This is a genomic window from Candidatus Pantoea deserta (genome assembly GCF_003813865.1).
GTDB classification, from domain to species: Bacteria; Pseudomonadota; Gammaproteobacteria; order Enterobacterales; family Enterobacteriaceae; genus Pantoea; species Pantoea deserta.
This window is the reverse complement of sequence record NZ_RMVG01000003.1, coordinates 205,731-229,791: the sequence shown is the minus strand read 5'-3', so window position 1 is coordinate 229,791 and position 24,061 is coordinate 205,731. Positions and strand designations below refer to the sequence as shown.

Below are 24,061 nucleotides of genomic sequence, written 5' to 3'. Positions count from 1 at the left end.
ATACTTATCAGTCAGATAACCTACCCCTGCATATTCATAATTTCAGTTAGCAGTTTTGCAGGTGTACGTGTATTCAGGTTGATTCGTGGTTTTTCAGAAGCATACCGCAAGGCGCACTTCATCAATCAGGTGAATACAAGGCGCTTTGCAGTATTTTTTTGTGCTGCATGTGTGCTACTGATGTCTGTAGCGCACTTTCGCTGTGCTTTAGCCTCCCACCCGCAGCCTGCTCAGATCGGCTCGGACTATCTCTGCCCCATCGCCGGGGCTTTTTTATTCCTTACACATCCTTACGAATTCTTGCCATAGGGCTAATCTGATGCCAAGATCCGCACCTTCTGCTAAAAGGGTCAATCATAATGGTAAAGACTTTTGCTCGGTATGCCTCTGTGGGCGTCGTAAACACGCTGATTCACTGGATAGTATTTACAGTCCTCTACACCCAAGGCCAGACGCAGTCCCTGTCAAACTTCGTCGCCTTTTGCTTTGCGGTTACGTTCTCTTTTTTTGCGAACGCGAAATGGACCTTCAGCGCCGAGATAACCACGATTCGCTATATGCTCTACCTCTTCTTCATGGGTGGCATGGCCTCTGCTGTCGGTTTGTATGCAGACAAGACGCATGCTAACCCCGTTGTAACACTTATCGTTTTCTCAGCTATTAGCCTGGTCTGCGGCTTCTTATATTCCAGGTTTGTTGTCTTCAAGGATCGGAAATGAAAATATCTCTTGTCGTGCCTGTTTTTAATGAAGAGGAAGCAATACTTCTTTTTTATCAGGAGGTCCGTGGGTGCCCCGCTTTTGCAGAACATGATGTAGAAATTGTCTTCGTCAATGACGGAAGCACTGACGCAACCGAGTCAATTCTCAGGCAGATTGAGTTAAATGACAGTCTGGTCAGGCACGTTTGTTTTACCCGTAATTTCGGCAAAGAGCCTGCCCTGTTTGCCGGACTTGAGGAATCAACTGGCGATGTGGTTATACCAATAGACGTTGACCTGCAAGACCCGATTGATGTAATTCCGCAGCTTATTGCTAAATGGGAAGATGGTGCTGATGTTGTCCTGGCAAAACGCACTGACCGTTCATCAGATAGCCATATTAAGCGCAAAAGTGCCGAGTGGTTTTACAAGCTGCATAACCTGATCAGTAAACCAAGGATTGAAGAAAACGTGGGTGACTTCAGGCTGATGTCACGCGAAGTCGTTGACAATATAAAGCTTCTTCAAGAGCGAAACCTTTTCATGAAGGGCATTCTGTCATGGGTAGGTGGACGCACGGAGGTGGTCGAATACACCCGTGCGGAACGCATCGCAGGCACCACAAAGTTTAATGGCTGGAAGTTATGGAATCTGGCATTAGAGGGCATTACTTCTTTCTCTACACTCCCACTTCGCATGTGGACATACATGGGGTTTTTCGTTGCCGGGCTGTCTTTCCTTTACGGCGTATGGATGATCGCAGAAAAGCTGATTTGGGGGAATCCCGTCGCTGGTTATCCTTCGATACTGGTATCAATTCTGTTTCTTGGCGGGGTTCAGTTGATAGGGATAGGTGTGCTTGGTGAGTATATTGGCAGGATTTATGTTGAAACCAAAAAAAGACCAAGATATATAATCAAAAAATGGAAATTGAATGAACAGAACCATGTGGAATGAAAAAAAGCCTCTCAACACAGCAGTTATATTAGGAGTAATGGCTTTCTCATTTATTGTTTTCGTGCTCAGGCGCCCTGATATAGTCACGCATGCACAGCCGTGGGCAGAGGACGGTAAGATATGGATGGCGGGCATATATAATAACGGATTCCTGTCTTCTTTATTTCTTCCTCAAAATGGATACTACCAGACTATATCAAGGCTGACATATGGAATTTCGATGATTCTTGGGATTTCCAATGCAGCACTTGGCGCTAACGTCATAGCCATACTTATCAGGTGCTTCTTTATTGGCTTCATATTGTCTTCGAGAATGAAATTTGCGCCACTGTCATACAGGCTCGCTGCGGTTATTTATTTTATTCTGATGCCAAACCAAGAAGAGGGATTTGTAAATATTACTAATATTCACTGGTATTTATCAATGTATCTGGTAGCGGTGGTAATGTCAGAAGACAGTCATGGTATTGCATGGAAGACACATGATTATGCATTGCTTGTTATCAGCGCCCTAAGTGGACCATTCGTTGTATTTATAGCGCCATGTCTTTTACTGAAAAGAGTTTGTGAGCGCGGAGGAATTGCAAATGCAATCAAAGGAGTTAATACCTTTGATGCTGTCATGGCGATTTGTTGCGTCATACAGGTGGCTGCAATATTACTATCACCAGACACAGCAAGGTCATCTGCGCCGCTCGGGGCTTCTGTTGGCATTTTGGTTAAAATCGTCGCTTACAGAATTGTTGCTGGCTCTTTCTTTAATAATGAACTAATAGCTTTCATGCCATATGAAAAGTGGGTATGCCTTGCTTTATTTATCGCATTTATCGTTCCCGCACTTTATTTCTTCGTTAAATCAGGATGGCGATTCAAGGTGGCGTTGATATTCCCAGTTCTTATGATAGGATTTGCGCTGGCTAAGCCAATGATGAGCGTCACCGATCCTCAATGGCCTGTATTCTTCGGACCAATTAATGGTCAGCGTTACTTTTTCGTAACTAACTTCGCATTCTACTGCTTCGTTCTATTCCTATTTTCAAGAATAAATTGTAAAAGTAAGCTGATCGTCTCAGTGTTTTCTTTAGTTACCATCGCTATTCTGTTGCCCAGCTTTAGTATAGCACCAATGCCTGAGTCTGGATTTAAAGAAGATATAGAGAAATTTAATGATATGGATAGCGGTAGCAAAATGGACATAAGAATAAATCCGCCAGGATGGACGATGCAGTTGATAAAGAAATAAAATGAAGGCCACGTTTAGTGGCCTTATTGTTACTCACCTGACAATTCAAACTGGAATGAAAATGCGGAAATAGTTGATCCTGATGCGTTTCTGATATAGAACTTGGCAGTGGTCGCCGTGCTCTCACCAGGAGCGTAGGAAAGCAGGTAGCCAGCATTCACATTAATTGGCGTCGCCTGTTCCCATTGAGAGCTTCTGCGAACACGCCTGAGGGTATCGTGACTGTAAACGATCCAGTCGTTGCCGCGACCGCCGAAACAGTTACAGCAGTCCTGAATTTTCCTCGTTCTACGAATGCGCCAGACGGTGTAGTATAAGATGAGTCAGTTGCAGATCCGCAATGAGTATTCCCTTAGTAGAGAGACAGCGGAAAATAGCTTAAATCACTAAAACCAGTGATCATATCCTTTAAGGTATTCCCTGTGAACACCCAATATGACATCGTGGTGCCAGAACCTTTAAGGAATAAATCGGATCTCCTAGCATTATTTCCTATCACCATCCCTTCAATCCCTGAAGTTACAATGATGCCTGCATGCTTGTCCCTGTGCTAAGCATGTTCCCGTAAAACGGGTTGCCATTTATCTGAGTGTTGTCGCCATTACTGGTCTGAAAAGCAATACCATTAAGACAGCGCGAAGTGAATGCTGGATGGAAGGAAGGGTATATAAGCACGTCTCAGCTGATGGTGTCCCCTTCGACAACAGCCAGTGTTTCTATGACTGGAAGCTCGTTGAGAAATGGATAGACAGCCTGCCAGCGGCGATTCCGCGACGCAAATCTGCTTAAATGCAGATCCCTTTCAACAGGAGAATGGAAAATGTCTGGATACCCAACAGGCGTGGCCCCGAACAAGAACCACCTTCGAATCTGGTTCATGTATGAGAGGCGAAGACGGTGGGAGGCGCTCGGTGTACCCGACACCCCGAAGAACAGGAAGATGGCTGGCGAGCTGCGCAGCAACATCGTGTACCGCATAAAGACAGGGAGGTTTGATTACCGTAGCCCGTTTCCCGAATCGCCGCTGTTCAAAAATGAGGTGGAGTCATCGAAGCCGGTCGCTATACGGGACGTGGCGGATTTATGGATGAAGCTCAAAAAGCCTGACTGGGCAAACAGCTCGTATGTGACAACAGAGCGGCGCGTGCGCGTTACGCTCGACAACATTGGCAACAGCCGGGACATAAAGTCCATCATGCAGAAGGATCTGCTTAACCTGCGCATCGAGCTGCTGAACGGAAGTTACTTCACCGGCAGGAAGATGAATATAGAGAAGAAAGGAAGAACGGCCGCAACGGTGAATTCCAGCATGTCCGATCTGAAAGCCATCTTCGCCTTCGCGCACAGGAACGGGAACGGGAACGGATATATAGAGGCAAACCCGATGACGGGCATCAAGCCTCTTAAAAAATCCAACAAGCGGCCGGACCCGATGACGCGAGAGGAATTTCCGCGCCTCATCGCAGGATGCGCTAACCGGCAGAACGCGAATATGTGGTCGCTGGCTATTCTGACAGGATTACGCCACGGAGAAATCTGCGTGCTGGCCTGGGAGGATATAGACCTTGAAGCGAAGACAATAACCGTGTCACGCAATCTGACGCCGCAGGCTCCCCCCCCGAAGACAGAGGCGGGCAACAGGGTCATATGCATGATAGATGCAGCGGTTGAAGTTCTCCGTGACCAGCGCGAACTGACAAGAATGTATCCGCCGACCTCTTTCGCCTTTCATACCAGGGAGTACGGTGAGTGGAGCGAGGATCAGAAAATATTCGTCTTTAACGCCAGTCTGGATTCAGTAAACGGCAGGTCAGGCGCTTACTATTTAACAGAGTCGCTTGGTCATATATGAAACAGTGCATTAAGGCGTGCCGGCCTTCGTCACCGAAAAGCATATCAGTCCAGGCATACCTTCCCATGCTGGGCGCTGTCGGCAGGCGCAAACCCGAACTATGTCGCCGCGCAAATGGGTCACTCAGATACGCAGATGGTGTACCGGGTATATGGCGCCTGGATGTCAGAGAACAATACGGATCAGCTTTCCCTTATCAACACGAAAATGAACGATCTTGTGCTACATACGTGTTTCGCTAAAGTGTCCGTATAGTATTTTTATTATTTTCAGCTACTTACCCGCTTAAACCTGCATATTCATAATGCAGTGGTAGGAAAAACAGATCGAGCGAAGATCACATCGAAAGCCCGCGCCAACAGAGCATTGCCGCAATGACTTGCCAACCCTGTAGCAGAGAGATGGCAAAGATTGCGGCAATTTTTTGTCCCACAGATGCCCCATGAATCTCAGCGAACCTTTGCGTGTCCCAAATCTGTCTCACACGGGTCCAGATCGGCGGCGGCAGGCTATCATCTGTCAATGGCTCTACAGCAGTGAGGTTATTCTATATTCGAATCGGGCGCTTAAAATACGTACTGCAACATCATATGATTTGCCCGCACACAGCAGCATAATTAGCCATAACGACACATGCCTCATGATTGCCCGCTCCTGGCGGGCTTTTCCTTTTCTGCTCCCTGTCGCTCCTTTATGCGCCCCCTTACCATAAACCAATGGCCCCGTAGCCTGCTCAGATCGGCGCGGTCTACCTCTGCCCCGTCGCCGGGGCTTTTTTATGCTGGCTTAGTGGGCCATTGAACATCTGGGGCATCGCTTAAATCGGTATCGTTTAAAACATCAACATAATCAAGCCACGCATTTACTGTGGCTGTCTCATCTTCCGTTAAAGTCCTGCCCATCATCAACTTAAGATTAAGAGAGTATGTTGCACTGGTGGCATCTGACAGCAGTTGAGCCTTTTTTGCTTCAGCCTGCCCGATATAATCAGGCTCAGGAATATTCAGCAAGACTGGTGCTCCATCGACCCATGCGCCGTATTTCCCTTCTGGAGGGTTAAACCATTCCTTGTAGTCATCATCAGAAATGTCAACAAGATCGTCTGGAAGATTGCCTGCATCGATATACGCCTGTAGCGATTCAGCGTCAGACGGGTAAAAACCCAGCGTTGTTGGACTGTATTTCATTTTAATATCCTATCGCTATGTAATTGACGCGAACCGAACTGGAAGCGTTAGCGCAGTGAAAATCAAAGCTACTTGTTCTGGATGATGAATAGTTGATGATCGCAAATGGGTTTCCGACATTATCTCCGGCACAAATTACTAACCCCACAAGAGCAGTAGAGAACGCTTGTGGATAGGTGACGGTTGTTTCTCCTGACGTATTAGTCGTGACAACTGCTGTTGAACACATTATACGCATCGTTCTGGATGGACCTGGGATGTCGAAGCTGTTATTAGCTCCTTGTGAGAAACCCATGTTACCAAGCGTTGTCCTGAGATTAGCTACAGAATTGAATGATAATGCTCCGATGCCTGCCAGTGTGTTTCCGTTTGCCGTCAACTGCCCGTTAAGCCCAAGCGCACCAACTGCCAGCCCTGCATAAGAGCTACTTGAAGCTCGCAAAGTCAGTGTACCTGATGCGGATTCAATAATTCGCGTCGTGTAATCTACTGATGCATTGCTTCCGTAATGGAAATCAATAAATGGTGTGTCATTTACCAGTTCCATACTGCTCATTGTTCCAGAAGAGCTAAGGACCAGTGTTGTTCCGTTAAGAGGCCCAGTAAGCGTACCGCCGCTTTTATCTAATTTAGTGCCGAGTGTGTTGGTGATGCTATTCCAGGCTGGCCCGCTATATTGAGTTCCGTCTGGCAAAGTTACGGTTATATTTCCTGATGCACTGTACACCTGCTGCCAATTCGCTTTATCAAGGTTTAAGCCTCGAATAGCTTTTGCAACATCTGCCGCAACTTGAGCAGTAATTCCCACTAGCGCAGCATTTGGCACAGCAGTCCATGCCAGACCTGAAGTAGTTGGTCCGCTATAAGCTGTAATGAGCGTTACGCCGGTTGCAGAATCAACCGACTTGACTCCGAGCGTGTAAGTTACCCCGCCGACTACCGCGACGATGAAGTCATTCGCCTTTAGCTCGGATGTAAAGCTCGTTCCAGAGCCGGTAACGGTGGCGGAATTATTTGTTAGGGTAATAGTGCCTGCTGGCATGGTTTTCTCCGGATAATAAAAAACCCAGCGCTAAGGCTGGGCTTTCATGTAATTGATTATCAATTACGCTCAATCAAGTTATTAAGACTCACCAATGTTTTTTACTCTCTCAATTAATCCACTGGTCATTCTTTTAGAGTTCACATATAACGCAAGAAGGAAGTTTAAATGAAAAAGATTATCACTATCACTTTGTTATCTTTGCTGGCATCTGGCTGCGTCTCTAACTCTCCGCCCGTTTGCTACAACAAAGCGACCATTTATAAAGAGGTTTACAATGTAGCTATATTTAAAGTTGAAAACGGACGCTATCTCGCTGGAAATCCTTTTTATACATGGACAGACAAGCCCCAGTTTATCGACACCTCATCTTGCGACAAGTTAAACCCCTAACGCCTGTCTGTAATAGCTGTCATAAGCATTTGTATAAATAAAGCCGGGTGGCCCGCATGAATAAGAAGGAGGGGCGCCTGAGTTTGCTGGGTTGCTGTATTCAGCTGAGGCGTAAAGGTCTCCACCGGACGCCTCCCAGTTACCTGAAGAATTTAAGCCTGCGCTGTAGCAGTTATAACGACGTGTACCAATGTTCGGATAAGCCGGATCACTCGGATATGCGACAACCACCGATACGCCTGAGGTAATAGCTACTGACTGTCCCGCGTTGGTTGTGGACCCCGTCTGCATCTGAAGGGGAAGGCAGTTGCTGTGCCACACCATCACGCCATTGTTATACATAAAGAACCCACCAGGCGGGGCGTTTACCATCATTTTTGCAAACACGTAAATGCGCGTTGGCCCCATCGCAAGGCCGAAATTAGGCCTAAATTTCAGCGCCCAATATCCATTCTGGTTAACTTCAGTCCACCACACATGGTTAAACCCTGATCCTGCCGTACTCCTGTGAAAAGCAACCAGGGACATACTGACCGGTACGTTAGTTTGCACTATCTGGTCGAACGCAGGCGTTAAATCTATTACCTGGACCAGATTGAAAGGCGTGAAGTTTGGCGCCAGTTTAAATACAGGAGGGTTAACCGAATAATCGTTATACACGAAGCCTGCGTAATTCAACGTCGTTGCTGCCGTAGCCGTCACAATTAACTTGGATGCAATGTCTACCCCGCTCCATGACACAGTCTGACCAGAGACGGATACAGCATAATTTATCTGGCTGGCACCTGCCGACGTTCTCCCGCCAATTATTACCGCGCTAAGGTTAAAGCCGGGCAGGCTATAAGTCTGACTGCCCGATCCGGATACAGTAGCCACATCCGCGATAAAATTGTAAGACATCGAGTTAACAGCATCGTAAGACGTTCCGTTGATGAATGTCTGAAATCCTGCCATTACCTTTGAGCCCCCATTACACAAACCAACTGACCGCTCGCGTTGTACCAGGCCGCCCCTTTGTTATCCAATAAAAATCTTCCCTGACCTGATACTGGACCGTTGAGTTCGAAAGAGCCGTCTGAACGCATTATCGTTCTCGTCTGCCCTGCCACGTAATTAGATGAGTACCAAGAACCTACTTTTGCCAGAGTAATTGACGCATAGTTGATGAAAGCATCTCTGATAAATACCTGACCATTTACAGCGGTGAATGCGAGTTGATAAGTCCCGTTGGTGGTGTTGTATATGCCGAAATTATCGGCGCTAAATAACGCATATGACTGTACAGAACCATTATTTCCTTCAACACCCAACTGCATGCCAGCGACATATTTGTTACCGTTGCTGTCCACCTGGACTTTAACACCCCATTGAGCTGAAAGCTTCCCACTCAGATCTGCGTAAGCGCTTGATACCTGCTGTACCGCCGCAGAGTTCTGATCGGATGTTGCCTGCAATTGTTCGAATTTTTCAGCATAGGCGTGGTCATTATCAGCCACAGTTTGCTTAACAGTGAGGATGTCCGCCCGGTTACGCCCGTAGGCCTCAAATTGGTGATCTATCGAAGCATCAAGGTTTAATGCGTTCTGGAGTAGCCCATCAATGTTAGTGTCGATATTAGAGGAAAGCCGCTCAAACGCCTCAGACTTACGGATCTGCTCATCGATATAGTCAATCATTCCCGGTATATCTGACGAAGCCTGTCCTGATACCTGAACAAAAGCCGACACGCCAAACGCATTCTTGGTACGGACGTACATGTAGTAAGTGTGGTCCGCCTTCAATCCATGCAGGGTCCACTGTGAGGCTCTGCCGAGGAATTGCGCTTCTGTCTCTACCGCGCCGATTGAACTGGCTGGCACCTCACCGGTGTACCAGAATTCGAAGGTCGTATCAATTGTCGCGCTGACGCTCATTACCGGAACAATATCAGCCGAGAAGATACCCGGGTTCCACTGAATAAAAGTAGGTGCCGACGGTGCGCCGATAACCAGGCTAACCTGCGTCTCCGCCCCTTTCATCCCGTTTTCGTTGCGGCCGCGCACGCCCAGGGTGTAATTCCCTGCATCCAGCCCGTAAAACTCATACCGGAACTGGTCAGTCTCGTACTGAGCCACCACCGCGCCATCGAGGTTATACACATACAACTCAAACATCAGCTTGCGTGTTGTCGTGGCTGTTTCCCACGTTGCGGTAACCTGAACGGTTTCGCTGTTGGTGTTAATGATGCGCAGGTTTTCGATGTTCGGGACACGATACCCGTTCAGTGTGTCATTCGGGGTATCGAAAACTGCCCCATCATCTACGATCGCCTGTTTGTTCGGATCATACAGGGTTGCTGAAATGCTATAGACCGAATTGTTCGTATCCTCAGAGACGCCCATTACGCGGAACATGCGAGTTGCCACCTTGCCCGTTGAAATCACGAAGATGGTGCCATCTTTTACCCAGGCTGGAGCGGTGCGCAGGGTTATCACTCTGCCGACCACGCCGGAAATAGTGTATTTTGAAAACTTCCCGTCAGCGCCCATCAGCGACATGGTATCGCCGCCAGATACAAGCTCTGACACGTCTGCATCAACCGTGATTTTCGCGCCGCTATGCGAAATGATACGCCCGCCAAGCCGCGTTGCGGCGTAGTTGTTGTCCATCACTTCGATAATATCGCCCGGCATGAAGCCGATTGCATCACGCGCCATACGGAACGTGACTTTTTTAGTCTCACGCTTGGCACTTTCAATCAGCCATTTTCCGGCGCGAAAAGCCTGACCTCGAGACGTGCACCCGAACGCCTCCAGAGTCGTTTCGTTGTAGCCGTAGCGGTCGATCATCTCGTCATCCGAGACGTATTCTTTTACCTGTTCCCAGCCGTTATCAGGATCCGTCCAGGAAACCACGACTGCGTTATAGCGATCGGAGCGCTTCATAGAGCTGTATGTGAATAGGCCGTCGACCACGTTAGCATTTGTGACCGCCGCCACCGGGTCCTGTGGGTTGTCCAGCATGATGGTAAACCGCATGCCATCCCATAGAGCGATCCCCCGGAACATCCCGGCAATATCATCCAGAATATCGCGGGCGCTCTTTTGCTCAGTAATGTAAGCATTCAGGGTAAAGCGCGGTTCCTTTCCGCCATAACCATCATCAACCAGCTGATCGCAAAACTGAGACAGCACGTAAAGGCTGCCATCATCAATGTCAATGTAACCAGCGCGCTTAGCCAGTCCGTAACGGGTATTTTTCACCAGCGCACGAAACAGCCAGGCGGGGTTGTTGGTCCAGGCAGATTTAAATCCGCCCGTCCAGATGCCGCTATATGTGCGAGCAATCGGATCGTAGTTATCTGGCACATCGACAATCAACCCGCGCAGATGGTAGGTACGCGTTGGCGTATCGGTATACTGGTCGCGGTCAATCACGGCGCCCGCAATAGCTGCATAGGGATATGAAAGGTTGTCATCCGTAATTTCGGTGTAGCTGTTCCAGACAGTTCCATTGCTCAGCAGATCGCTTGAGCTGTCTTCTGTGATACGGCGTAAACGAATATCGAAAGGCTTTGTCTGCGGCGCATCGATTAAGTGCGCCTCAAGGTATTCACCAGATATTTTACCGGTGATCGTGACCGTTTTTACTGTCTGCCACGCGGTGTTACCAGTACGGGTTTCTATCACCATCACTACGGATGTATTTTTCTGGTTCCCTTTCGTGTCCTGCTGGAGCAACCCGGAAACACCAATATTCATTCTGACCCGCGTCACGTCTGTATCGCTAACGGTGCGCACAAGTGGAGTGCTTTGCGTAACGTCCGTGTTAACGATAGTGGTAGCCTCAATAGCGGAAAACCCGCTAATCGGTTCCTGTGAGGCCGAACCGGGACGCCAAGCAACACTGACACCGTTTATTGTGACGTTGCCCTGCGCATCCGTGACGGGAGTTTTGTTCACCATGAAAGATGACAGATGCTGCTGATCCACCGGACCATAAATTGGCCCTTCAGAGATGAGGTCAAGGGCGCGGAGAAACTGCTTCGATTTGAGGTTGTCGTCTAAAAGTTTGGGAGTGCTGCCGCTGCCGCCGCCTGAACTCATGTTTTCACCTTAACTGATGGAAATGTCCCAGTCCTGATTGTTCGACGTGTCGATGCCGAGTGAAATTACGTTTGAACCCACGACCATTTCACCTAAGAGCAGCGGAACGGGCCTGCCCTGACCGATACGGTTGTCGACGCTGGTAAACGAGTTGTTCGTGATGGATTCTGTGTTCTGGTCGGCAGAGGATTTATTTTTCATGCTCGACGTCATGTAGAGGGAATAGGCGACGGAAGCAACAGACAGCGTTACTGCCACTATGGCAACAATTGCGCCTGTTTCCAGACCGGCCCCTTCGATAACCGGCGCAAACAGCACAGTGGAGCCATCCTTAAGATGCCGGTTCATGTGAAGGTTTTTGCTTTCTTCGGTGACGTCTTCACCCGCAATGCGTACCCGGATTTTGGTCCTGTAAAAGTCGCGCTTGAAAGCCGGAGACTGAGCAAGCAAAAGACGAAGTCCCTGCGCTGGCGTATCAACGTTTAAAGCGATCTGGCGGAAATGTCGTCGGAGATTCCCCGCAAATCTAAAGATGAGCATTGTTCATGCCTCCAGACGGAATGAGTCAGTTTTACGTATGCCTGGCGGAATTGTTCGCGGCGGCTCAGGCGGCCTGCCACTTCGTGGTGAAGCACTGTATTATCCCCAAGCCAAATCATGGCATGACAGGGATCGGACTCAGGAAACGCGCGACGGATGATCACATCGCCCGGCTGAACGTCTGCCAGTGAAACCTCATAAAATCCGTTGGCCGCCATGTTTTTGAGATAGAGGTTTTCACCCCGGACCCACCATCCGTTTGTCCTTTCGAAATCAGGCAGATCGAGACCGCAAAGGTGATACGCATCGCGAAAGAGGGTGTAGCAGTCCATAATGCCGTGTTCAAAATGACGGCCAAGAAGATGCGGGACCGGCCTGAATTTGCGAAGCCTGCCGCCGCTGGCGAGCCACCATTCAACGCCGGAAGCGATCTGCGCCTGACGGTCAGCGCCGGACAGAACCAGCTTTGCCATAGGGTGAGAATGAAAAACGGCGGTGATTTCTCCCGCCGCTTCTGCTTGTGTCCAGTCAGTATCGCTTATTCGGAAATGCTGCTCTGGTTTCGGATGAGCGTTATCGCATCGTATCAGCTGCTGGTCATTGATAATCAGTCCGCAGACTTCATTGCGCGACAGCGCAGCGTAAGCAAGGCACTCTTCTTCGATCATCAGGACACCTTCGAAGAGCCAGGGAAGCCGCCGAACGGTTTGGCTTTAGGTTTGGGATAGCGAAACTCGCAGCCGTTCAAATGCTTCGAGCACTTGTCTTTCGAAATATCCGAGGTCGGATTATCCTTTTCGTCGGCTACCGCTGGCCCGTCATAGAAGCAACCATCGCCACGGTAAACCCACTGGCAGACGTCAGCCAGGATAGTGCGTGCTGGGATTATGGCGTTGTCGCAGTCGACAGGTGTCGCCAGGTTATACGTGACTGTCTCGAAGGTCTCCTCGGCCATCTCTTCAATAACGTAGCGCGACACAGCTTCCATCGTGCTGTCTGCATCTGCGTTGCCGTTCGGGAAGTTTACCGCGTCGAGATGCTTCACCAGAACCTGACGGCGCGTTACCACTGCGCCGAGCGCGTCATCAAAGTCATGGTTGATGCCAGTGATCAGGCCTGAGATGTTCGCTACCTTCATCGTCGGGCGCGAATACGTTCCTTCAGACTTAGTATCGAACCCTTCGACGGCGATCGGGTATGCCGAATAAGCTCGCCCCTGCCAGATAACATCCCCGTAATAGCCGTTGGTGCCTGCATGAAAGCGGATCACATCACCGCCGAACGACTGAAGGTCTACTTCAAACAGGTCGAGCATCGCGCCGACACCGGCGTCTACGCTCTCGATTATGAGTTCTGCAGGGATGTCTCTCATCGCGGCACCTGCTCAAATGTTGCGGTTAACTGATAAATGCTTCCTGTCTTCTGTAGCGACCATGATCGGCAAACGAAGAGCTTCTGCACGCCCGTATCTGACGGCGTCCAGTAGAACGATTCGACGGCCATGCGCGCTTTTAGAAATGCTTCAGCAGCTTTCGCGGCGTTGGTCCGGGAACACTTCGCATCGTCATAGCCGACAAACGTCAGTGAGTAGCTGTCCATCAACGGGTTTATGCCTTTGGCCTGGCGCTGCTCGTATCCGTCGCCAAGCTTTACAGCCGCCACATTTGGCGTGCGCGAAGCCGTGAAGCCCTTTTGAGGGCTCCAGGTAAAAGTTTCTGGCATGGGGTTTACCTGTATTTGCAAAGAACGCCGCCGGGGCGCTGCTGATCTTTCATCATTCTCATCATGTCAGCTGACCAGGCCTGACGAAGCTGTTTTATAGTCCCTTCATCAACACCGTTGGTGGTGTTTATGGTCAGATTCATGGTTGGGTTGAATGAACTACCGCTGCCCTCACCGCCCAGATCGCTGTTGCTGATTACCTTGCCGCTATCACCTGGAATCATGTACTGGCTGCCATTGCTGGCTTTGAAGATTTCAGGCTTACCGCCTTCGCCCACACGGTACATGCTGCTGGCGTTAACGGGGCCGCCGTGCTCTCGTGCGCCAGCGATAGCTAAGCCCTTTGAGGACAGTAGCGCTGTCGAATAAGCAGCGGTACCGACTGATGATGCTGTGCCCATCGTTGCGATTGAAGCACTGATTGCTGCCGGCGCCCATGCTGAGGCAGCCGCTGTTGCCTGAGCAGCTGTAGCGGCCAAAGATGCCGCGGCCGCCGCCTGGCCCATCAGCATATTCTTCACATACTGAAGGCCCATCTCAACGAGCCCACTAACGACGCTGCCCAGAATGGTTGTGCCTATGTTAGCAAACGCCTCACTCAGGCTTTGGGTGCCATTTAGAAGGCCAGTAATGGCATTAGCCGCACCACCCTGAAGAGAGTCCACTGCGTCAGCCAGAAGGCTGTTAGCGGCGCTCTGGTTTTTATATATCTCCCATTGTGCCGCGATACGCTGCTGCTCGTACTGGGTGTTGGCCGCGTTCATCAGTTCAAGGCCCTGCTGTTCAGTCAGAATGCGCTGCTGAGTGAACTGCTGGATAAGGGCCAGCTTCTGGGCGTTCTCGTTCGCCAGTGCCTGAACCGGGTCAACTGAACCAGCTGCCTGCTGCTGTGGTGTCACAGCCTGCTCAGCGCGAATTTGCGCGAGCTTTGTCTGGTGCTCCTGCTCTAACTTTTCTGCAGTTACGTTGTACTGTCCCTGCGTTATCTTTTTGGCGCTCAGGGCAGTATTCAGATCAGCAACATCCTGCTTATAGCTGGCGTTTTCACGCGATTCAGGCATAAGTTTTTCGGCTGCTGCCTGCGCCTTGAGAGCGTTGGTAACGTCCCATTTCTGAGCAGCGTACTGGCCTGCCAGTGCAACTTGTTCCTGCGTAGCGCCTTTGCCCAGCGACTGCTGCGCGGTCAGTATGGCCTGTTCTCTACTCAACTCCTTGGTGCTTTCACCGGCAAGCTCAGATTGTTGCTTCAGGTTTGCAAGCTTCTGCGCAACGCTTTCAGTTTGCGTGGTGCTCTTTTTCTGTGCTGCCTGAAGCTTTTTCTGCGCTTCTGTATTGGTATAAGTAGCGGATGCGTCGTCCTGCATACGTTTGGTATGCGGATCGTCTTTGGAGAACCCTGCATCCTCCGCTGCATATTGTGCTTGCAGGCGTGCCCTTGCCGCGCCCTGAAGCTTCGAAAGCGCAAGGTTTCGCTCAGACTGACGGATTAGGCTTTTCTGTCCGTCAGTAAGGTTGTCTGTAGATGATTTAAGGCCGTCTACGTTTACCTTTGCGTTAGCAGCCTCCCTGGCAAGATCTACCAACTTACCGACTAGGGCTGTAATCTGCGTCTGACCATCTTTGCTTGACGAGGTCATGCTTTGCAGGCGTAAGGCTAGAGACTGTATTGCTTCAGGTGAAGGGTTTTTACTAATGTCAGACAACTGCTTAGCCAAGTCAAAAGCTTGCTGTCGACTTAACCCAAGCTTATCAGCCAGTACGCCGACCGTATTGCTGAGAGTGCTTGCCGTTGCATAGAAAGCCTGACCAGAACCATAGGCTTGCTCCATGGCCTCATCAACATCATTGGTTTTGATATTCAGAGATGACATTGCATCATTAAATCCCTGAATACTGGCTCCGCCGCCACCAAACGATGTTTTGAGAGTGTCACCAAAGGATATAAACGATGCTGACGCATCGCTGATTGCTTTTGGTATTTTGGCTATAGCCTGGTTGTATTCAAGCAGTGCCTGATTGCGCATCAGGGTGGCCACTTCAGCATTTACCCGCGCAAGGTTTGCATACTTGTTGGACAGGGCAGCCACGCCATTTTGAGAAATGGTGATCACTTTATCCATGGCATCAGCGGCATCCGCCAGCGAATCCATAGCGTTTTTGCCGCCATTAAGTGAGGCGATCAGTGTACCTGCAACAACTGTGCTAAGAGCAATTACGGCTCCAACCACTGCCCCGCTAGGACCAAACGCACCCGCAAGTTGCGAACCCTGCTGGCTGAAAGCAACAAGCGCTGACTGCCCACCTTGGACCTGAACAATGAAGTCTTGAACCTGATAACCAGCCTGTTGCATTTGTTGACGCCAGGCACCATGACTTTTGGTACCTTGCTCAGTGCTATTTCGCATATCAAACAACTGACCGGTAAGCTCACCTATTTTCTTTTTTTCTTCATCGGTAGCTGATGATCCGGCACGTAACTGAGCGGCCAGAACGGCAGCGCTCCGCGCACCGTTCTCTTGCGCCTCATCTAGAATGGCGATCTGATTGCCGAGCCCTTCAATGATGGTTTCAGCGCGAGAAAACTCATTCGAAGCTCCCTTCGTACTGGTACCAGCAGACTGGATGGCTGTTGCCATAGAATTAACAGAAGAAATCAGAGTCTGCATAGCCGCATTCATTTGCGTAAGCGTCATGCTGGCAGCAGTGCTATTCGTACTCGATTGAGCAATTGCAGCAGCTACAGCTGTTACGGACGTACTCAGCGTCTGCATTGAGCTGTCCATAGATTTGGCGTGCGATGTAATCTGGTCGAGATTAGAAGCTGTTGATTTCGCTTCGCGGCCCAAGCTATCCACTGCCTTGCCTGTGTTTTTGGCATTGCCTGCCATATCCGATAGCGCTGTCTCTGCGGCTTTTGCGCCTGAAAGAAGTGGAGCAATATCCGCTCCCACCTCGTAATAAATTTCCCCAACCTTTTCAGACATCACTTTCTCCAGGCATAAAAAAACCTCGCCGGAGCGAGGTTGATGTTGTTTGGTGAATTATGAGCAGGTCACATTATGTCCTCGAAAGATCATCATTCCGGGGTACACATCCGTTTGCTGAGCCCTGACGATCTCGCCGTGATGAAAGAAGAACCAATACCCTTTAATTCCGGTATAACCGCCATATGAATTTTTGGCGTTTACACCCATACAAGTGGTATAGCCAAATATTGGCTGCTTATTCTCAAACGCGACTTCTTTTCGTAGAACGGTAGGTTCACTCACTTTTGCGGAATCTGGATCTTTGAGGTTACTTTCCAGCCACGCCTTAATTTTTAATTTGTAATCAGGGGGAGGCGTTCCGTAGTCAGCCTTACTGAAATCGATTGCCGACATTAGATCTTGCTCAGGCTTGACCTGAGAACATCCTGACAGTAGCACTGCGACAACCGCACCCAAAATCAGTTTCTTCATATCCCTATCCCCATAAGTAACAGCGGGATAAATCCTAGCCGGGATGAAGTGCAATGGGAAGCAATACAACTATTTGATAGCCGCGGTCTCTTTGGCGTTCCTTTCGTGCTCATTGCGCAAGAAGGTCACAACGCCAATTCTTGGGTTGATGTCTTTAGTGCAGGTTTTGAGATTACTTGATATGTTTTCAAACTCTCCCCCTCTGATGGTGTTGATGTCACGATCTAAAAGTGACATGACGCTGTTAGAAGCATCCTCTTGGCAATTCACCATCTGCTTTAGAAACATTCCTTCCTTTAGTTGCAGACCAGACATAGTTAGCGGAATGCCAAAAATCATGCTCACTGCGACTAGGACTAATTTTGCTTTGCTGACCATCACTCACTCCTTTCATAGACTGACACTAGTGTCGATATCGTCAAAAAAGAAATGAGCTTCATCGTTATTACAATCATTTACGGTATTGCAAAGGCTATAGCCAAGAAACCCGCCGGAGCGGGCTAAGAGCTCTTGCGCGATTCAGAAATGAAGGTGTCGATCCGTGAAGATATACTCTCGCGAACCTTTGAAGTTGTCTGGTCCCTAATTTTTGTAATAGCTTCTTTCTGTTGAGCACTTAAACCAGACCATTGCGCTTTATCTGGGCCAATTGAGTCATGGTACTCAGAGAGTTCAGCGCTACATTTATCAAAAGCTTCATCAGTGATTACACCAGCTGATTTGGTTGTTTTGACTTGGCTGTCTGCATATTGAGTTACGCAGTCGCTTAGATTTTTTGCAGCACTCTCTAAATCAGCATGCGCCACAGAGCACACTAGCAATCCCATCATAGCTAAAGCTAATTTCATATCCCTATCCCAAAAGCATGTTGTGGGATAAATCCTAGCATGGCATGGGTGCAAGGTGGTGCAACAGGTCGCGATTTCAAATGCGTTTTAATCTTTGGCTTTCCAGCTACACCAGGCACAAAGTGCAGCCATAACTATCAATCCTACAGAGAAACCGATCTTCCAGAACACTTGCTGGATGATGGCGCCGGCTACGAATACTGCCGCCAGCAGTGCGAATAGCTTCCTCTTTGTCATGGACACTTTCTCCCTCTTTAACGGCAGAAATCATAGCATGGTCAAAGAGTGAGACAATGCAAAGCATAAGCACTGATCATCTATCAGGATGGGCGAAATGGTAAGGCCAGGATAATCTGCCGCCATACACAGCAGAGGGTGCATCATGGAAAGAGACAAGGTTAACGACAATTTTTTGAGGTTTCCCTACCGTAAACAGATTCATGACGATGGGAGAATTAACAATGGCGGTATTGATCTTACTTTAGAGCCAGAACGTATTGATGAAATTCAGGAGGCCCAGAACTATCCATGGTTAAAAAAGTTTCTTAGCGAAGTTAATGGGCCCAATGGGTTCTTTATGACATTTGGCTGTGATTTTGGACCATATGAAAATTATTATGCTGGATATTGTGATTTTTCATTTCGCCCAAGTAAGAGACCTTCGTCTGTAGATTCCCTGAGAAAGTTAGATGAAGATTTCTACGAATGGATCAGTGACCTATACTCGGATGATACTTCGGAACTGCACCCATTAGCATTTGCACGCGCAATGCTTCAGTGGAGTCATTCCCCGCTGGAATATCAGGGAACCTTTGACAAAGTTGGGCTTTGGTATCGGCATCAAGAGGTTGGCGGCTGCGAGTGGCTGGTAAACCACGTTCGTCATTTCCTAGTAGAAGTCTATCCATCTTTGCCTCGCACCTAGAAATCCCTAATAAATTGCTAAAATTATAATGAGGAACATATGAAAGAATCTGACAAATTGACATTTGCAGTATCCATTACAGACATCTCTCAATTCATTGAGATAATGAAAGAAAATCATATTGAAGCAAGTCTATCCGAGAAATATAAAAAAGGAGTTGCTTTTGACTCCGCGCTTTACGACATCGTAATTGATCTTGTTGAGTCGCCATATTTCATCCCGTCTCTTTCACTCGCCATCAGAGCCTATCTAAAAAGAAACGATAAGAAAAAATTTATAGTTAAAACTAAAGATGGTGAAATAGTTAACATTGAAGGATATTCTGAAAAAGATGTTAAGACCCTTTTAAAAAAGGTAAAAAGGATCAGCTTTATTGAAAAAACGCGATGATTAAGCTGATTGGGCTATCTTGCGTGCTTTCCGCGCAAGATAATCATCAGCTACAGCGTCGTACTCTTCTTTCGTAAAGCCTTTCTGCTCCGGGAATTTCGCTGCCAGCAGCATCTGAAACTCCGTCATCGTCAACTGCTCCGCTTCCTCGCGGCTTACTCCGAGGTGGGTTCGGGCAGCGCTGATGTACTCGAAAGCATTAAACTCAGATGAAGTGCTGGTCCCTTCATGCTTTTGCAACCGCCTTACTTTTGCCTTCCCGATGATGCCGTGCTGGATAAGAGACTGCGCAATCAAAACCATGTCACTTACCGGCATTGCGCCTTTGCGGTACACAAACAGCCACTTTCCAAACTTGCCGGGGCGCAACTCTCCGACCAGATCAGTGATGTTTTCATCGCAGCAAGCTGACAGTACATTCATGGCTGAGTAGACCACATTCTTATTGAACTGCGGCCGAGCAATGTAACTCATCAGCCACTGCGGGACGCCTCCGTAAGCTGCTAGTGAGCGCTGAATCAACGAAGCATATTCATCATTGTGCAGATCGTAAAATGCCTGAACGATCGCGGCTGGTTCGCCAATACGCATCATGTTTGCGAATGACGGACGGAAGAAGTAATCACTATCACCCAGCGAGATAACGCACTCGCCAATCTCTTTATAGGGGGTCATAAACTCTCCATAATCATTATCAAGGGCTGATACCAGCCCTTTGGAATGGTTACGAAGCGGTGACAGTAACCGCACAGGTGCCGGTGAAGTTGCCGTCGTTGGATTTGAACGTGATTGTCGCTGTACCCGCCGCTACAGCAGTAACGAGGCCGGTGCTGCTGACGGTCGCCTTCGATGCGTCTGAAGTGGTCCAGGTGCCGGTGCGATCGGTTGCGTCGGTCGGCTGAACTGCGCCGGTCAGCTGACGAGTAGCACCAACGGCCAGGCTTGCTGTCGCCGGGGTCACGGTCACGCCGGTAGCAGGTACGGTCTCATCGGTATCGATAACCTGAATGGTGCTGGCATCACCCACTTTGAACTCAGTGGTCAGCGACACGATGTCATTTGTACCGCCGTCGGAGCTGAGAGCCGTCACGACCATATAGCCTTGAAACGTCACCGGGCCATATTCCATGCGCACCCAGATACCCGGCTGGCGACGGGCGGAAAGCTCACCGGCAAAGTACTTGATGTAGCGCCCGATTCCGTACTGGTCGAGCTTGTCTTTCTTGCGCACCTCACCTTCAAAGCTGATAGTGAAATCAGCGTTAGTGATGATGCTTTCGACATAACCGCCACCATCATCGGCGTCGCTGGTTACTGTGTTAGGGCTAAAGTCGAAGCCCTTTGAGGTGCCAGCCGCCAGAGCTTTCCATTCGGATTCCTGCGGCACTACATCACTACAACCGTCGGCTACTTCAAGCACAACGGCGCCACCGAACAAACGTTCGTTGCTGTTCTGGCAATCTGCCATATTTCTATCCTCTTGGACGTTTAGTTAAGCGCCGAATGTGGCGACAAACTGGAGCCGATAGACCAGGCGGCCTTCGGTAGTTAGAACGGGAGCGGGAATGCCGCCGAGGTTTTCGAGGTAGCCAACGCACTCATCATCCATAGGATGCTGTTGCACGTAGTCAATGATGTTCTGTACTGCGGTATCAGCTGCTCCGTTACCGCCCTTTGCGCCGATCACGTCAACCATCACGTAATAATCAGCGCCAAGGCCATTGCGTACTGCTGATCCGCCGTTAGGGCGGAAGACGATGAACGCTTCAGCAAGGTTCTCACTGTCCGACCAGACCAGTTGATGAATTGTGAAACCGTCAGCCAACCCGGCATTGGCGAAGTAATTGCGCACCCGCGTATGCATGGGAGGTGTCACAGTTTAAGCTCCTTCTTCATGACAGCATCAACGGTATCCTTAGCTTTCACGGCACCCTTCAGCAAAAACTGGGGCTCGGCGTTAGGGTCCCAGTAATTACCGACACCTGTGCCCCCACCGAACTCAACTGAACGCTTGGGTCCAAACTCAGAATGATTTGCTGTCCTGCCGAAATGAGCCCTTGGCTGGCCTTTCAACTTGCCCGAGGCGTTATGAACGGCCGCTGCGTAACTGGCTGTATAACCAATTCTCCCGATGATTTTACTGCCCTGCGGCAGCAATTCGGTGTACTGCGAGTTGATGAGGGTTGAAGTATCCCGCGGGGTTAGTATTGCCGCCTCGCTGCCAATAATTATCGTTGCGGATTTGAGGGCTCTGACAATCTTTCTTCCCTCAATATCATTGATCAGCGCATTCATGTTCCGCTGAGCTTGCTGGATGCCTTTAACCTTCACGCCCATGCTATGCCCCTGTAACGATCGCGAAATCATCCGCGATGCGGTCGAAAGTGTCTTCAAACCGTACAGCCTGCATCACCTCATCTGCGCCAGCCTTCAACGGGTCAGCTTCAGTGGATACGCCGATCAGGATGTAATCGCCGGTATCTGCCTCTGCAAACTCGGTCCAGACCGTGTTTTTTACGACACGCTCCGCTCCGAGACTGCCCAGATGCTTACTCAGCCCACCCTGATACCCGCAGTCAATCACTACTGGCGCGGCGAAACCCATCGGATCGCCCATCTCATTCTGACCAGCCCGGAGCTTCCAGAACGTCGCTTTGCCGGTGTAAGACCAGCGCGCTAACTCTGACATGGGTTATTCCCTCCAGCTGATTACAGCGGGTTTCTCCGCAGCGATGCGCGGGCAGCTAATCACCCACTCACCACTGCTTTTCACGTAACCGGTGGTCTGTCGCCCGCATGAGGTTTTCAGCCAGACGCGGTTGAAGGGCTTCGGCAGTCGTTGTGTCACTGGAATAAACGACATCAGCTGCCTCCAACGACCATGAACAGTCCGACCTTCGCCCCAGAAAGCGGCAAACCGGACAGGCAGCCGTTTTTATCCCAGTCGAGGATTTGGGTGTACAGGTAATCCGTCCCCGCTGAATCATAGGTAAACGACCGCGACGCACCAGATGGCGCAGACTGTGAGGCGATTTTTCGGGCACCGGACAGGGCGGCCAGTCGCGCGGCTGCATAGATGAGCAACAGCTTTTGCAGGCTTTCGGAGTAGCCCGCCCCGTCCATACAGGAAGACGCTGCACTGACTTGCTCAATCAGCAGCTGCAGCACTGCATCAGGAACCGTGAAGCCCAGCTCAGCTATCAGGGGCTTTACGTCATCAAGCGTGATTTGGGCTGCCATGGTTATTTCGCCTTCTTGGTTGCTTCAGTCAGCGCCGCTTCAGCGTCTTCAGCGCGTTTGGTTGCCGTTACCAGCTCTTCAGCGTGAGCCTGCTTCAGCTGCTCCAGCGCGTCGGCGTGCTCTTTGTCTTTGGTGTCGGCGTCGGACTGAGCCTGCTTCAGCTGCTCCAGCGCATCATTAAGCTGCGTCTGCAGCGCAGAGGTATCAGCAGAGACTGGCGTAGAAGGAGTTGCCACTTCGAACTGAAGCGCTTCGCCCTTTTCTTTTGATGCCTCAGCCTTGCCGCCAGCAATCCACTTTTCAGCGATCGCTTTGTCAACGTCATAAACCTTACCGGCCTCCAGCTTCTGGAAACCGGCACCGGCGAAAAGGTTAGAACTCAGGATTTTCACTAGTGCCATTGGTTGCTCCTTAAGAGGCGTGGATGAGAGAGAACTTGTTGTTGATGTCCTGCTTAACCATCAGGCCCATTGCACCCCAGGTGCGCCACACGTAATCGCTGTTGTAGAACTGGCGCGGGTCTGCAACGGTGCCAATCGCCTGACCAACAACCGGCGCGATCACTCCTGCGGTCAGCGGGACGATCAGGATTTCGTTGCCAGACAACTGAGCATCTTCTTTGATGGCAGCAATACCGGACAGCTTCAGCAGCTCTTCCAGCACGGTACGGGTGGCGTTCACGTCGAAATAACGTTCGAGGTTCGACATAATTTCTGCAGACACGTACCACGTCTGAGGCGCGTACTGGCTATTGGTCACGCGGACCACATCACGCAGGGCGATCGCATTGGTGCGCAGTGCTACCGGATCGGTGCTGGTGGCGAAATTAAAGGTCAGAGTTACCTGAGCAACGCGCTCGTCAGCCTTCAGGCCTTTCCAGGTCAGGCCGTCAAACTTAACGTAGTTGCCTTCTGAATCGCGGAAACCGTTGAACATATAGTCAACGTACTGACGCTGCACGTCTTCAACAGAACCGCGCTGCGCATCGGCCTGAGACTGAAGCGCTGACGGGCTATTGAAGATTGGGTCACGCCAGGTGAACTTAAAGCCTGAATCGTGGATCGGGACCATGGTGCCGTCGAAGGTGTAAGACTTCGCATCGAGAGCCGCGCCAATCTGGCCGCTCATGGATGTGTGCGCCCAGCCACGGCCGCCGGTGCGTGCATAGTCGTAGCGCGACTGTTCGATGCGCACAGAGCGCGACAGCGGCATCAGGTCGTTCAGTAGAGTGAACTGCGTGTTGGGCTCGAACTGCGCAAGTACGGTGGTATCAAACGCACGGTAAAGGCGGCGGATGTCATCCACTGCGTTTACGGCATCCAGACGACTAGCATCTTCACGGATACCGCGGACACGACCGAGGAAGTCGGCGGCAGCCTGAGCGCCTTCATTGCGCGCCATCTGCAATTCGGCAAACTGCGCCTGGTTAACCTCAAGGTTGCCAGTGCGCTCGCCAATGGAACGGGAAAATACAAACAT

The 24,061-nt window shown here is 50.0% G+C and carries 28 protein-coding genes; 8 read left to right on the top strand and 20 right to left on the bottom strand.

The features are described from left to right. Window positions 1–359: 359 nt before the first annotated feature. From BBB56_RS06320 to BBB56_RS06300, 5 genes are all read left to right on the top strand, one after another. Window positions 360–719 (top strand): GtrA family protein, encoded by a 360-nt coding sequence (locus BBB56_RS06320; RefSeq protein ID WP_123799892.1) that lies wholly within the window; start codon window positions 360–362, stop codon window positions 717–719. After that, a complete protein-coding gene (locus BBB56_RS06315; protein ID WP_123799890.1) occupies window positions 716–1,657 on the top strand; it encodes a glycosyltransferase family 2 protein in 942 nt (313 codons plus the stop codon). Before BBB56_RS06320 ends, BBB56_RS06315 begins: the two co-directional genes overlap by 4 nt. Beyond that, window positions 1,635–2,900 (top strand): glucosyl transferase, encoded by a 1,266-nt coding sequence (locus tag BBB56_RS06310; RefSeq protein WP_233592996.1) that lies wholly within the window; start codon window positions 1,635–1,637, stop codon window positions 2,898–2,900. The genes BBB56_RS06315 and BBB56_RS06310 overlap by 23 nt, the downstream gene beginning before the upstream one ends. Window positions 2,901–3,431: 531 nt before the next feature. Beyond that, on the top strand, window positions 3,432–3,689 hold the full coding sequence (gene xisR / locus BBB56_RS23710) for an excisionase family protein (protein WP_123800349.1): 258 nt from the start codon (window positions 3,432–3,434) through the stop codon (window positions 3,687–3,689). 31 nt (window positions 3,690–3,720) lie between these two features. Further along, window positions 3,721–4,752 (top strand): tyrosine-type recombinase/integrase, encoded by a 1,032-nt coding sequence (locus BBB56_RS06300; protein ID WP_233592994.1) that lies wholly within the window; start codon window positions 3,721–3,723, stop codon window positions 4,750–4,752. A gap of 776 nt (window positions 4,753–5,528) precedes the next feature. Here BBB56_RS06300 and BBB56_RS06295 read toward each other — a convergent pair. After that, window positions 5,529–5,939: a tail fiber assembly protein gene (locus BBB56_RS06295; protein WP_123799888.1), complete on the bottom strand. Its 411-nt coding sequence runs from the start codon at window positions 5,937–5,939 to the stop codon at window positions 5,529–5,531. A 1-nt stretch (window position 5,940) separates the two neighbouring features. After that, complete coding sequence (locus BBB56_RS23705; RefSeq protein WP_233592993.1) at window positions 5,941–6,981, bottom strand: gp53-like domain-containing protein; 1,041 nt, start codon at window positions 6,979–6,981, stop codon at window positions 5,941–5,943. A gap of 168 nt (window positions 6,982–7,149) precedes the next feature. Here BBB56_RS23705 and cor point away from each other — a divergent pair, with 168 nt between their 5' ends. Then, window positions 7,150–7,374: a phage exclusion lipoprotein Cor gene (gene cor, locus BBB56_RS06285; RefSeq protein WP_123799886.1), complete on the top strand. Its 225-nt coding sequence runs from the start codon at window positions 7,150–7,152 to the stop codon at window positions 7,372–7,374. Here the strand turns inward: cor and BBB56_RS06280 are convergent. The 10 genes from BBB56_RS06280 to BBB56_RS06235 all read right to left on the bottom strand — a co-directional run bounded on the left by BBB56_RS06280 (window position 7,363) and on the right by BBB56_RS06235 (window position 18,027). Then, window positions 7,363–8,328, bottom strand: coding sequence for a hypothetical protein (locus BBB56_RS06280; protein ID WP_123799884.1), 966 nt, complete (start codon window positions 8,326–8,328; stop codon window positions 7,363–7,365). The two genes, cor and BBB56_RS06280, sit on opposite strands and share 12 nt — an antisense overlap. Continuing rightward, window positions 8,328–11,459, bottom strand: a complete 3,132-nt coding sequence (locus BBB56_RS06275; protein WP_123799882.1) for a TipJ family phage tail tip protein — start codon at window positions 11,457–11,459, stop codon at window positions 8,328–8,330. The genes BBB56_RS06280 and BBB56_RS06275 overlap by 1 nt, the downstream gene beginning before the upstream one ends. 9 nt (window positions 11,460–11,468) lie before the next feature. Beyond that, window positions 11,469–11,999, bottom strand: a complete 531-nt coding sequence (locus BBB56_RS06270; RefSeq protein ID WP_123799880.1) for a tail assembly protein — start codon at window positions 11,997–11,999, stop codon at window positions 11,469–11,471. After that, window positions 11,942–12,667 carry a C40 family peptidase gene (locus BBB56_RS06265; protein WP_123799878.1) on the bottom strand — a complete coding sequence of 242 codons (726 nt, stop codon included), beginning with the start codon at window positions 12,665–12,667 and terminating at the stop codon, window positions 11,942–11,944. The genes BBB56_RS06270 and BBB56_RS06265 overlap by 58 nt, the downstream gene beginning before the upstream one ends. After that, window positions 12,667–13,371, bottom strand: coding sequence for a phage minor tail protein L (locus tag BBB56_RS06260; RefSeq protein WP_123799875.1), 705 nt, complete (start codon window positions 13,369–13,371; stop codon window positions 12,667–12,669). Before BBB56_RS06260 ends, BBB56_RS06265 begins: the two co-directional genes overlap by 1 nt. After that, a complete protein-coding gene (locus BBB56_RS06255) occupies window positions 13,368–13,721 on the bottom strand; it encodes a phage tail protein (protein WP_123799873.1) in 354 nt (117 codons plus the stop codon). Before BBB56_RS06255 ends, BBB56_RS06260 begins: the two co-directional genes overlap by 4 nt. Before the next feature lie 5 nt (window positions 13,722–13,726). After that, window positions 13,727–16,705: a phage tail length tape measure family protein gene (locus BBB56_RS06250; protein ID WP_199756203.1), complete on the bottom strand. Its 2,979-nt coding sequence runs from the start codon at window positions 16,703–16,705 to the stop codon at window positions 13,727–13,729. A gap of 57 nt (window positions 16,706–16,762) precedes the next feature. Next, window positions 16,763–17,179, bottom strand: coding sequence for a lipoprotein (locus BBB56_RS06245; protein ID WP_123799868.1), 417 nt, complete (start codon window positions 17,177–17,179; stop codon window positions 16,763–16,765). Between the two features lie 69 nt (window positions 17,180–17,248). Next, on the bottom strand, window positions 17,249–17,557 hold the full coding sequence (locus tag BBB56_RS06240; RefSeq protein WP_123799866.1) for a hypothetical protein: 309 nt from the start codon (window positions 17,555–17,557) through the stop codon (window positions 17,249–17,251). Between the two features lie 122 nt (window positions 17,558–17,679). Beyond that, on the bottom strand, window positions 17,680–18,027 hold the full coding sequence (locus BBB56_RS06235; protein ID WP_123799865.1) for a hypothetical protein: 348 nt from the start codon (window positions 18,025–18,027) through the stop codon (window positions 17,680–17,682). Between the two features lie 382 nt (window positions 18,028–18,409). On the opposite strand from BBB56_RS06235, the gene BBB56_RS06230 reads away from it, so the two are divergent. Together BBB56_RS06230 and BBB56_RS06225 are read left to right on the top strand one after the other, a co-directional pair. After that, window positions 18,410–18,952 carry a hypothetical protein gene (locus tag BBB56_RS06230; protein ID WP_123799863.1) on the top strand — a complete coding sequence of 181 codons (543 nt, stop codon included), beginning with the start codon at window positions 18,410–18,412 and terminating at the stop codon, window positions 18,950–18,952. A 39-nt stretch (window positions 18,953–18,991) separates the two neighbouring features. Further along, window positions 18,992–19,342 carry a hypothetical protein gene (locus BBB56_RS06225; protein ID WP_123799861.1) on the top strand — a complete coding sequence of 117 codons (351 nt, stop codon included), beginning with the start codon at window positions 18,992–18,994 and terminating at the stop codon, window positions 19,340–19,342. Here BBB56_RS06225 and BBB56_RS06220 read toward each other — a convergent pair whose 3' ends face one another. The 8 genes from BBB56_RS06220 to BBB56_RS06180 form a co-directional block, all read right to left on the bottom strand. Beyond that, window positions 19,343–20,017, bottom strand: a complete 675-nt coding sequence (locus tag BBB56_RS06220; RefSeq protein ID WP_123799859.1) for a DUF6246 family protein — start codon at window positions 20,015–20,017, stop codon at window positions 19,343–19,345. A gap of 49 nt (window positions 20,018–20,066) precedes the next feature. Further along, window positions 20,067–20,810, bottom strand: a complete 744-nt coding sequence (locus BBB56_RS06215) for an Ig-like domain-containing protein (RefSeq protein ID WP_123799856.1) — start codon at window positions 20,808–20,810, stop codon at window positions 20,067–20,069. Between the two features lie 24 nt (window positions 20,811–20,834). Continuing rightward, the gene (locus BBB56_RS06210; RefSeq protein ID WP_123799854.1) at window positions 20,835–21,218 is read right to left on the bottom strand and encodes a phage tail termination protein; all 384 of its coding nucleotides are present in this window, start codon (window positions 21,216–21,218) and stop codon (window positions 20,835–20,837) included. Beyond that, window positions 21,215–21,679, bottom strand: coding sequence for an HK97 gp10 family phage protein (locus BBB56_RS06205; protein WP_123799852.1), 465 nt, complete (start codon window positions 21,677–21,679; stop codon window positions 21,215–21,217). The genes BBB56_RS06210 and BBB56_RS06205 overlap by 4 nt, the downstream gene beginning before the upstream one ends. A gap of 1 nt (window position 21,680) precedes the next feature. After that, the gene (locus BBB56_RS06200) at window positions 21,681–22,031 is read right to left on the bottom strand and encodes a hypothetical protein (protein ID WP_123799850.1); all 351 of its coding nucleotides are present in this window, start codon (window positions 22,029–22,031) and stop codon (window positions 21,681–21,683) included. 173 nt (window positions 22,032–22,204) lie between these two features. Continuing rightward, window positions 22,205–22,582: a DUF7370 family protein gene (locus tag BBB56_RS06190; protein ID WP_123799846.1), complete on the bottom strand. Its 378-nt coding sequence runs from the start codon at window positions 22,580–22,582 to the stop codon at window positions 22,205–22,207. 2 nt (window positions 22,583–22,584) lie between these two features. Beyond that, window positions 22,585–22,983, bottom strand: coding sequence for a hypothetical protein (locus BBB56_RS06185; protein WP_123799844.1), 399 nt, complete (start codon window positions 22,981–22,983; stop codon window positions 22,585–22,587). Between the two features lie 10 nt (window positions 22,984–22,993). Further along, window positions 22,994–24,061: a major capsid protein gene (locus tag BBB56_RS06180; RefSeq protein WP_123799842.1), complete on the bottom strand. Its 1,068-nt coding sequence runs from the start codon at window positions 24,059–24,061 to the stop codon at window positions 22,994–22,996.

Bases quoted from the DNA above. Each gene is read 5' to 3' on its own strand.
- BBB56_RS06295 (WP_123799888.1), bottom strand. From the start codon at position 5,939: ATGAAATACAGTCCAACAACGCTGGGTTTTTACCCGTCTGACGCTGAA.
- BBB56_RS06250 (WP_199756203.1), bottom strand. From the start codon at position 16,705: ATGTCTGAAAAGGTTGGGGAAATTTATTACGAGGTGGGAGCGGATATT.
- BBB56_RS06310 (WP_233592996.1), top strand. From the start codon at position 1,635: ATGAACAGAACCATGTGGAATGAAAAAAAGCCTCTCAACACAGCAGTT.
- BBB56_RS06320 (WP_123799892.1), top strand. From the start codon at position 360: ATGGTAAAGACTTTTGCTCGGTATGCCTCTGTGGGCGTCGTAAACACG.
- BBB56_RS06315 (WP_123799890.1), top strand. From the start codon at position 716: ATGAAAATATCTCTTGTCGTGCCTGTTTTTAATGAAGAGGAAGCAATA.
- BBB56_RS06200 (WP_123799850.1), bottom strand. From the start codon at position 22,031: ATGTCAGAGTTAGCGCGCTGGTCTTACACCGGCAAAGCGACGTTCTGG.
- BBB56_RS06215 (WP_123799856.1), bottom strand. From the start codon at position 20,810: ATGGCAGATTGCCAGAACAGCAACGAACGTTTGTTCGGTGGCGCCGTT.
- BBB56_RS06245 (WP_123799868.1), bottom strand. From the start codon at position 17,179: ATGAAGAAACTGATTTTGGGTGCGGTTGTCGCAGTGCTACTGTCAGGA.
- BBB56_RS06260 (WP_123799875.1), bottom strand. From the start codon at position 13,371: ATGAGAGACATCCCTGCAGAACTCATAATCGAGAGCGTAGACGCCGGT.
- BBB56_RS06265 (WP_123799878.1), bottom strand. From the start codon at position 12,667: ATGATCGAAGAAGAGTGCCTTGCTTACGCTGCGCTGTCGCGCAATGAA.
- BBB56_RS06220 (WP_123799859.1), bottom strand. From the start codon at position 20,017: ATGACCCCCTATAAAGAGATTGGCGAGTGCGTTATCTCGCTGGGTGAT.
- BBB56_RS06230 (WP_123799863.1), top strand. From the start codon at position 18,410: ATGGAAAGAGACAAGGTTAACGACAATTTTTTGAGGTTTCCCTACCGT.
- BBB56_RS06225 (WP_123799861.1), top strand. From the start codon at position 18,992: ATGAAAGAATCTGACAAATTGACATTTGCAGTATCCATTACAGACATC.
- BBB56_RS06240 (WP_123799866.1), bottom strand. From the start codon at position 17,557: ATGGTCAGCAAAGCAAAATTAGTCCTAGTCGCAGTGAGCATGATTTTT.
- BBB56_RS06185 (WP_123799844.1), bottom strand. From the start codon at position 22,983: ATGGCACTAGTGAAAATCCTGAGTTCTAACCTTTTCGCCGGTGCCGGT.
- BBB56_RS23705 (WP_233592993.1), bottom strand. From the start codon at position 6,981: ATGCCAGCAGGCACTATTACCCTAACAAATAATTCCGCCACCGTTACC.
- BBB56_RS06190 (WP_123799846.1), bottom strand. From the start codon at position 22,582: ATGGCAGCCCAAATCACGCTTGATGACGTAAAGCCCCTGATAGCTGAG.
- BBB56_RS06180 (WP_123799842.1), bottom strand. From the start codon at position 24,061: ATGTTTGTATTTTCCCGTTCCATTGGCGAGCGCACTGGCAACCTTGAG.
- cor (WP_123799886.1), top strand. From the start codon at position 7,150: ATGAAAAAGATTATCACTATCACTTTGTTATCTTTGCTGGCATCTGGC.
- BBB56_RS06235 (WP_123799865.1), bottom strand. From the start codon at position 18,027: ATGAAATTAGCTTTAGCTATGATGGGATTGCTAGTGTGCTCTGTGGCG.
- BBB56_RS06205 (WP_123799852.1), bottom strand. From the start codon at position 21,679: ATGGGCGTGAAGGTTAAAGGCATCCAGCAAGCTCAGCGGAACATGAAT.
- BBB56_RS06270 (WP_123799880.1), bottom strand. From the start codon at position 11,999: ATGCTCATCTTTAGATTTGCGGGGAATCTCCGACGACATTTCCGCCAG.
- BBB56_RS06255 (WP_123799873.1), bottom strand. From the start codon at position 13,721: ATGCCAGAAACTTTTACCTGGAGCCCTCAAAAGGGCTTCACGGCTTCG.
- BBB56_RS06275 (WP_123799882.1), bottom strand. From the start codon at position 11,459: ATGAGTTCAGGCGGCGGCAGCGGCAGCACTCCCAAACTTTTAGACGAC.
- BBB56_RS06280 (WP_123799884.1), bottom strand. From the start codon at position 8,328: ATGGCAGGATTTCAGACATTCATCAACGGAACGTCTTACGATGCTGTT.
- BBB56_RS06300 (WP_233592994.1), top strand. From the start codon at position 3,721: ATGTCTGGATACCCAACAGGCGTGGCCCCGAACAAGAACCACCTTCGA.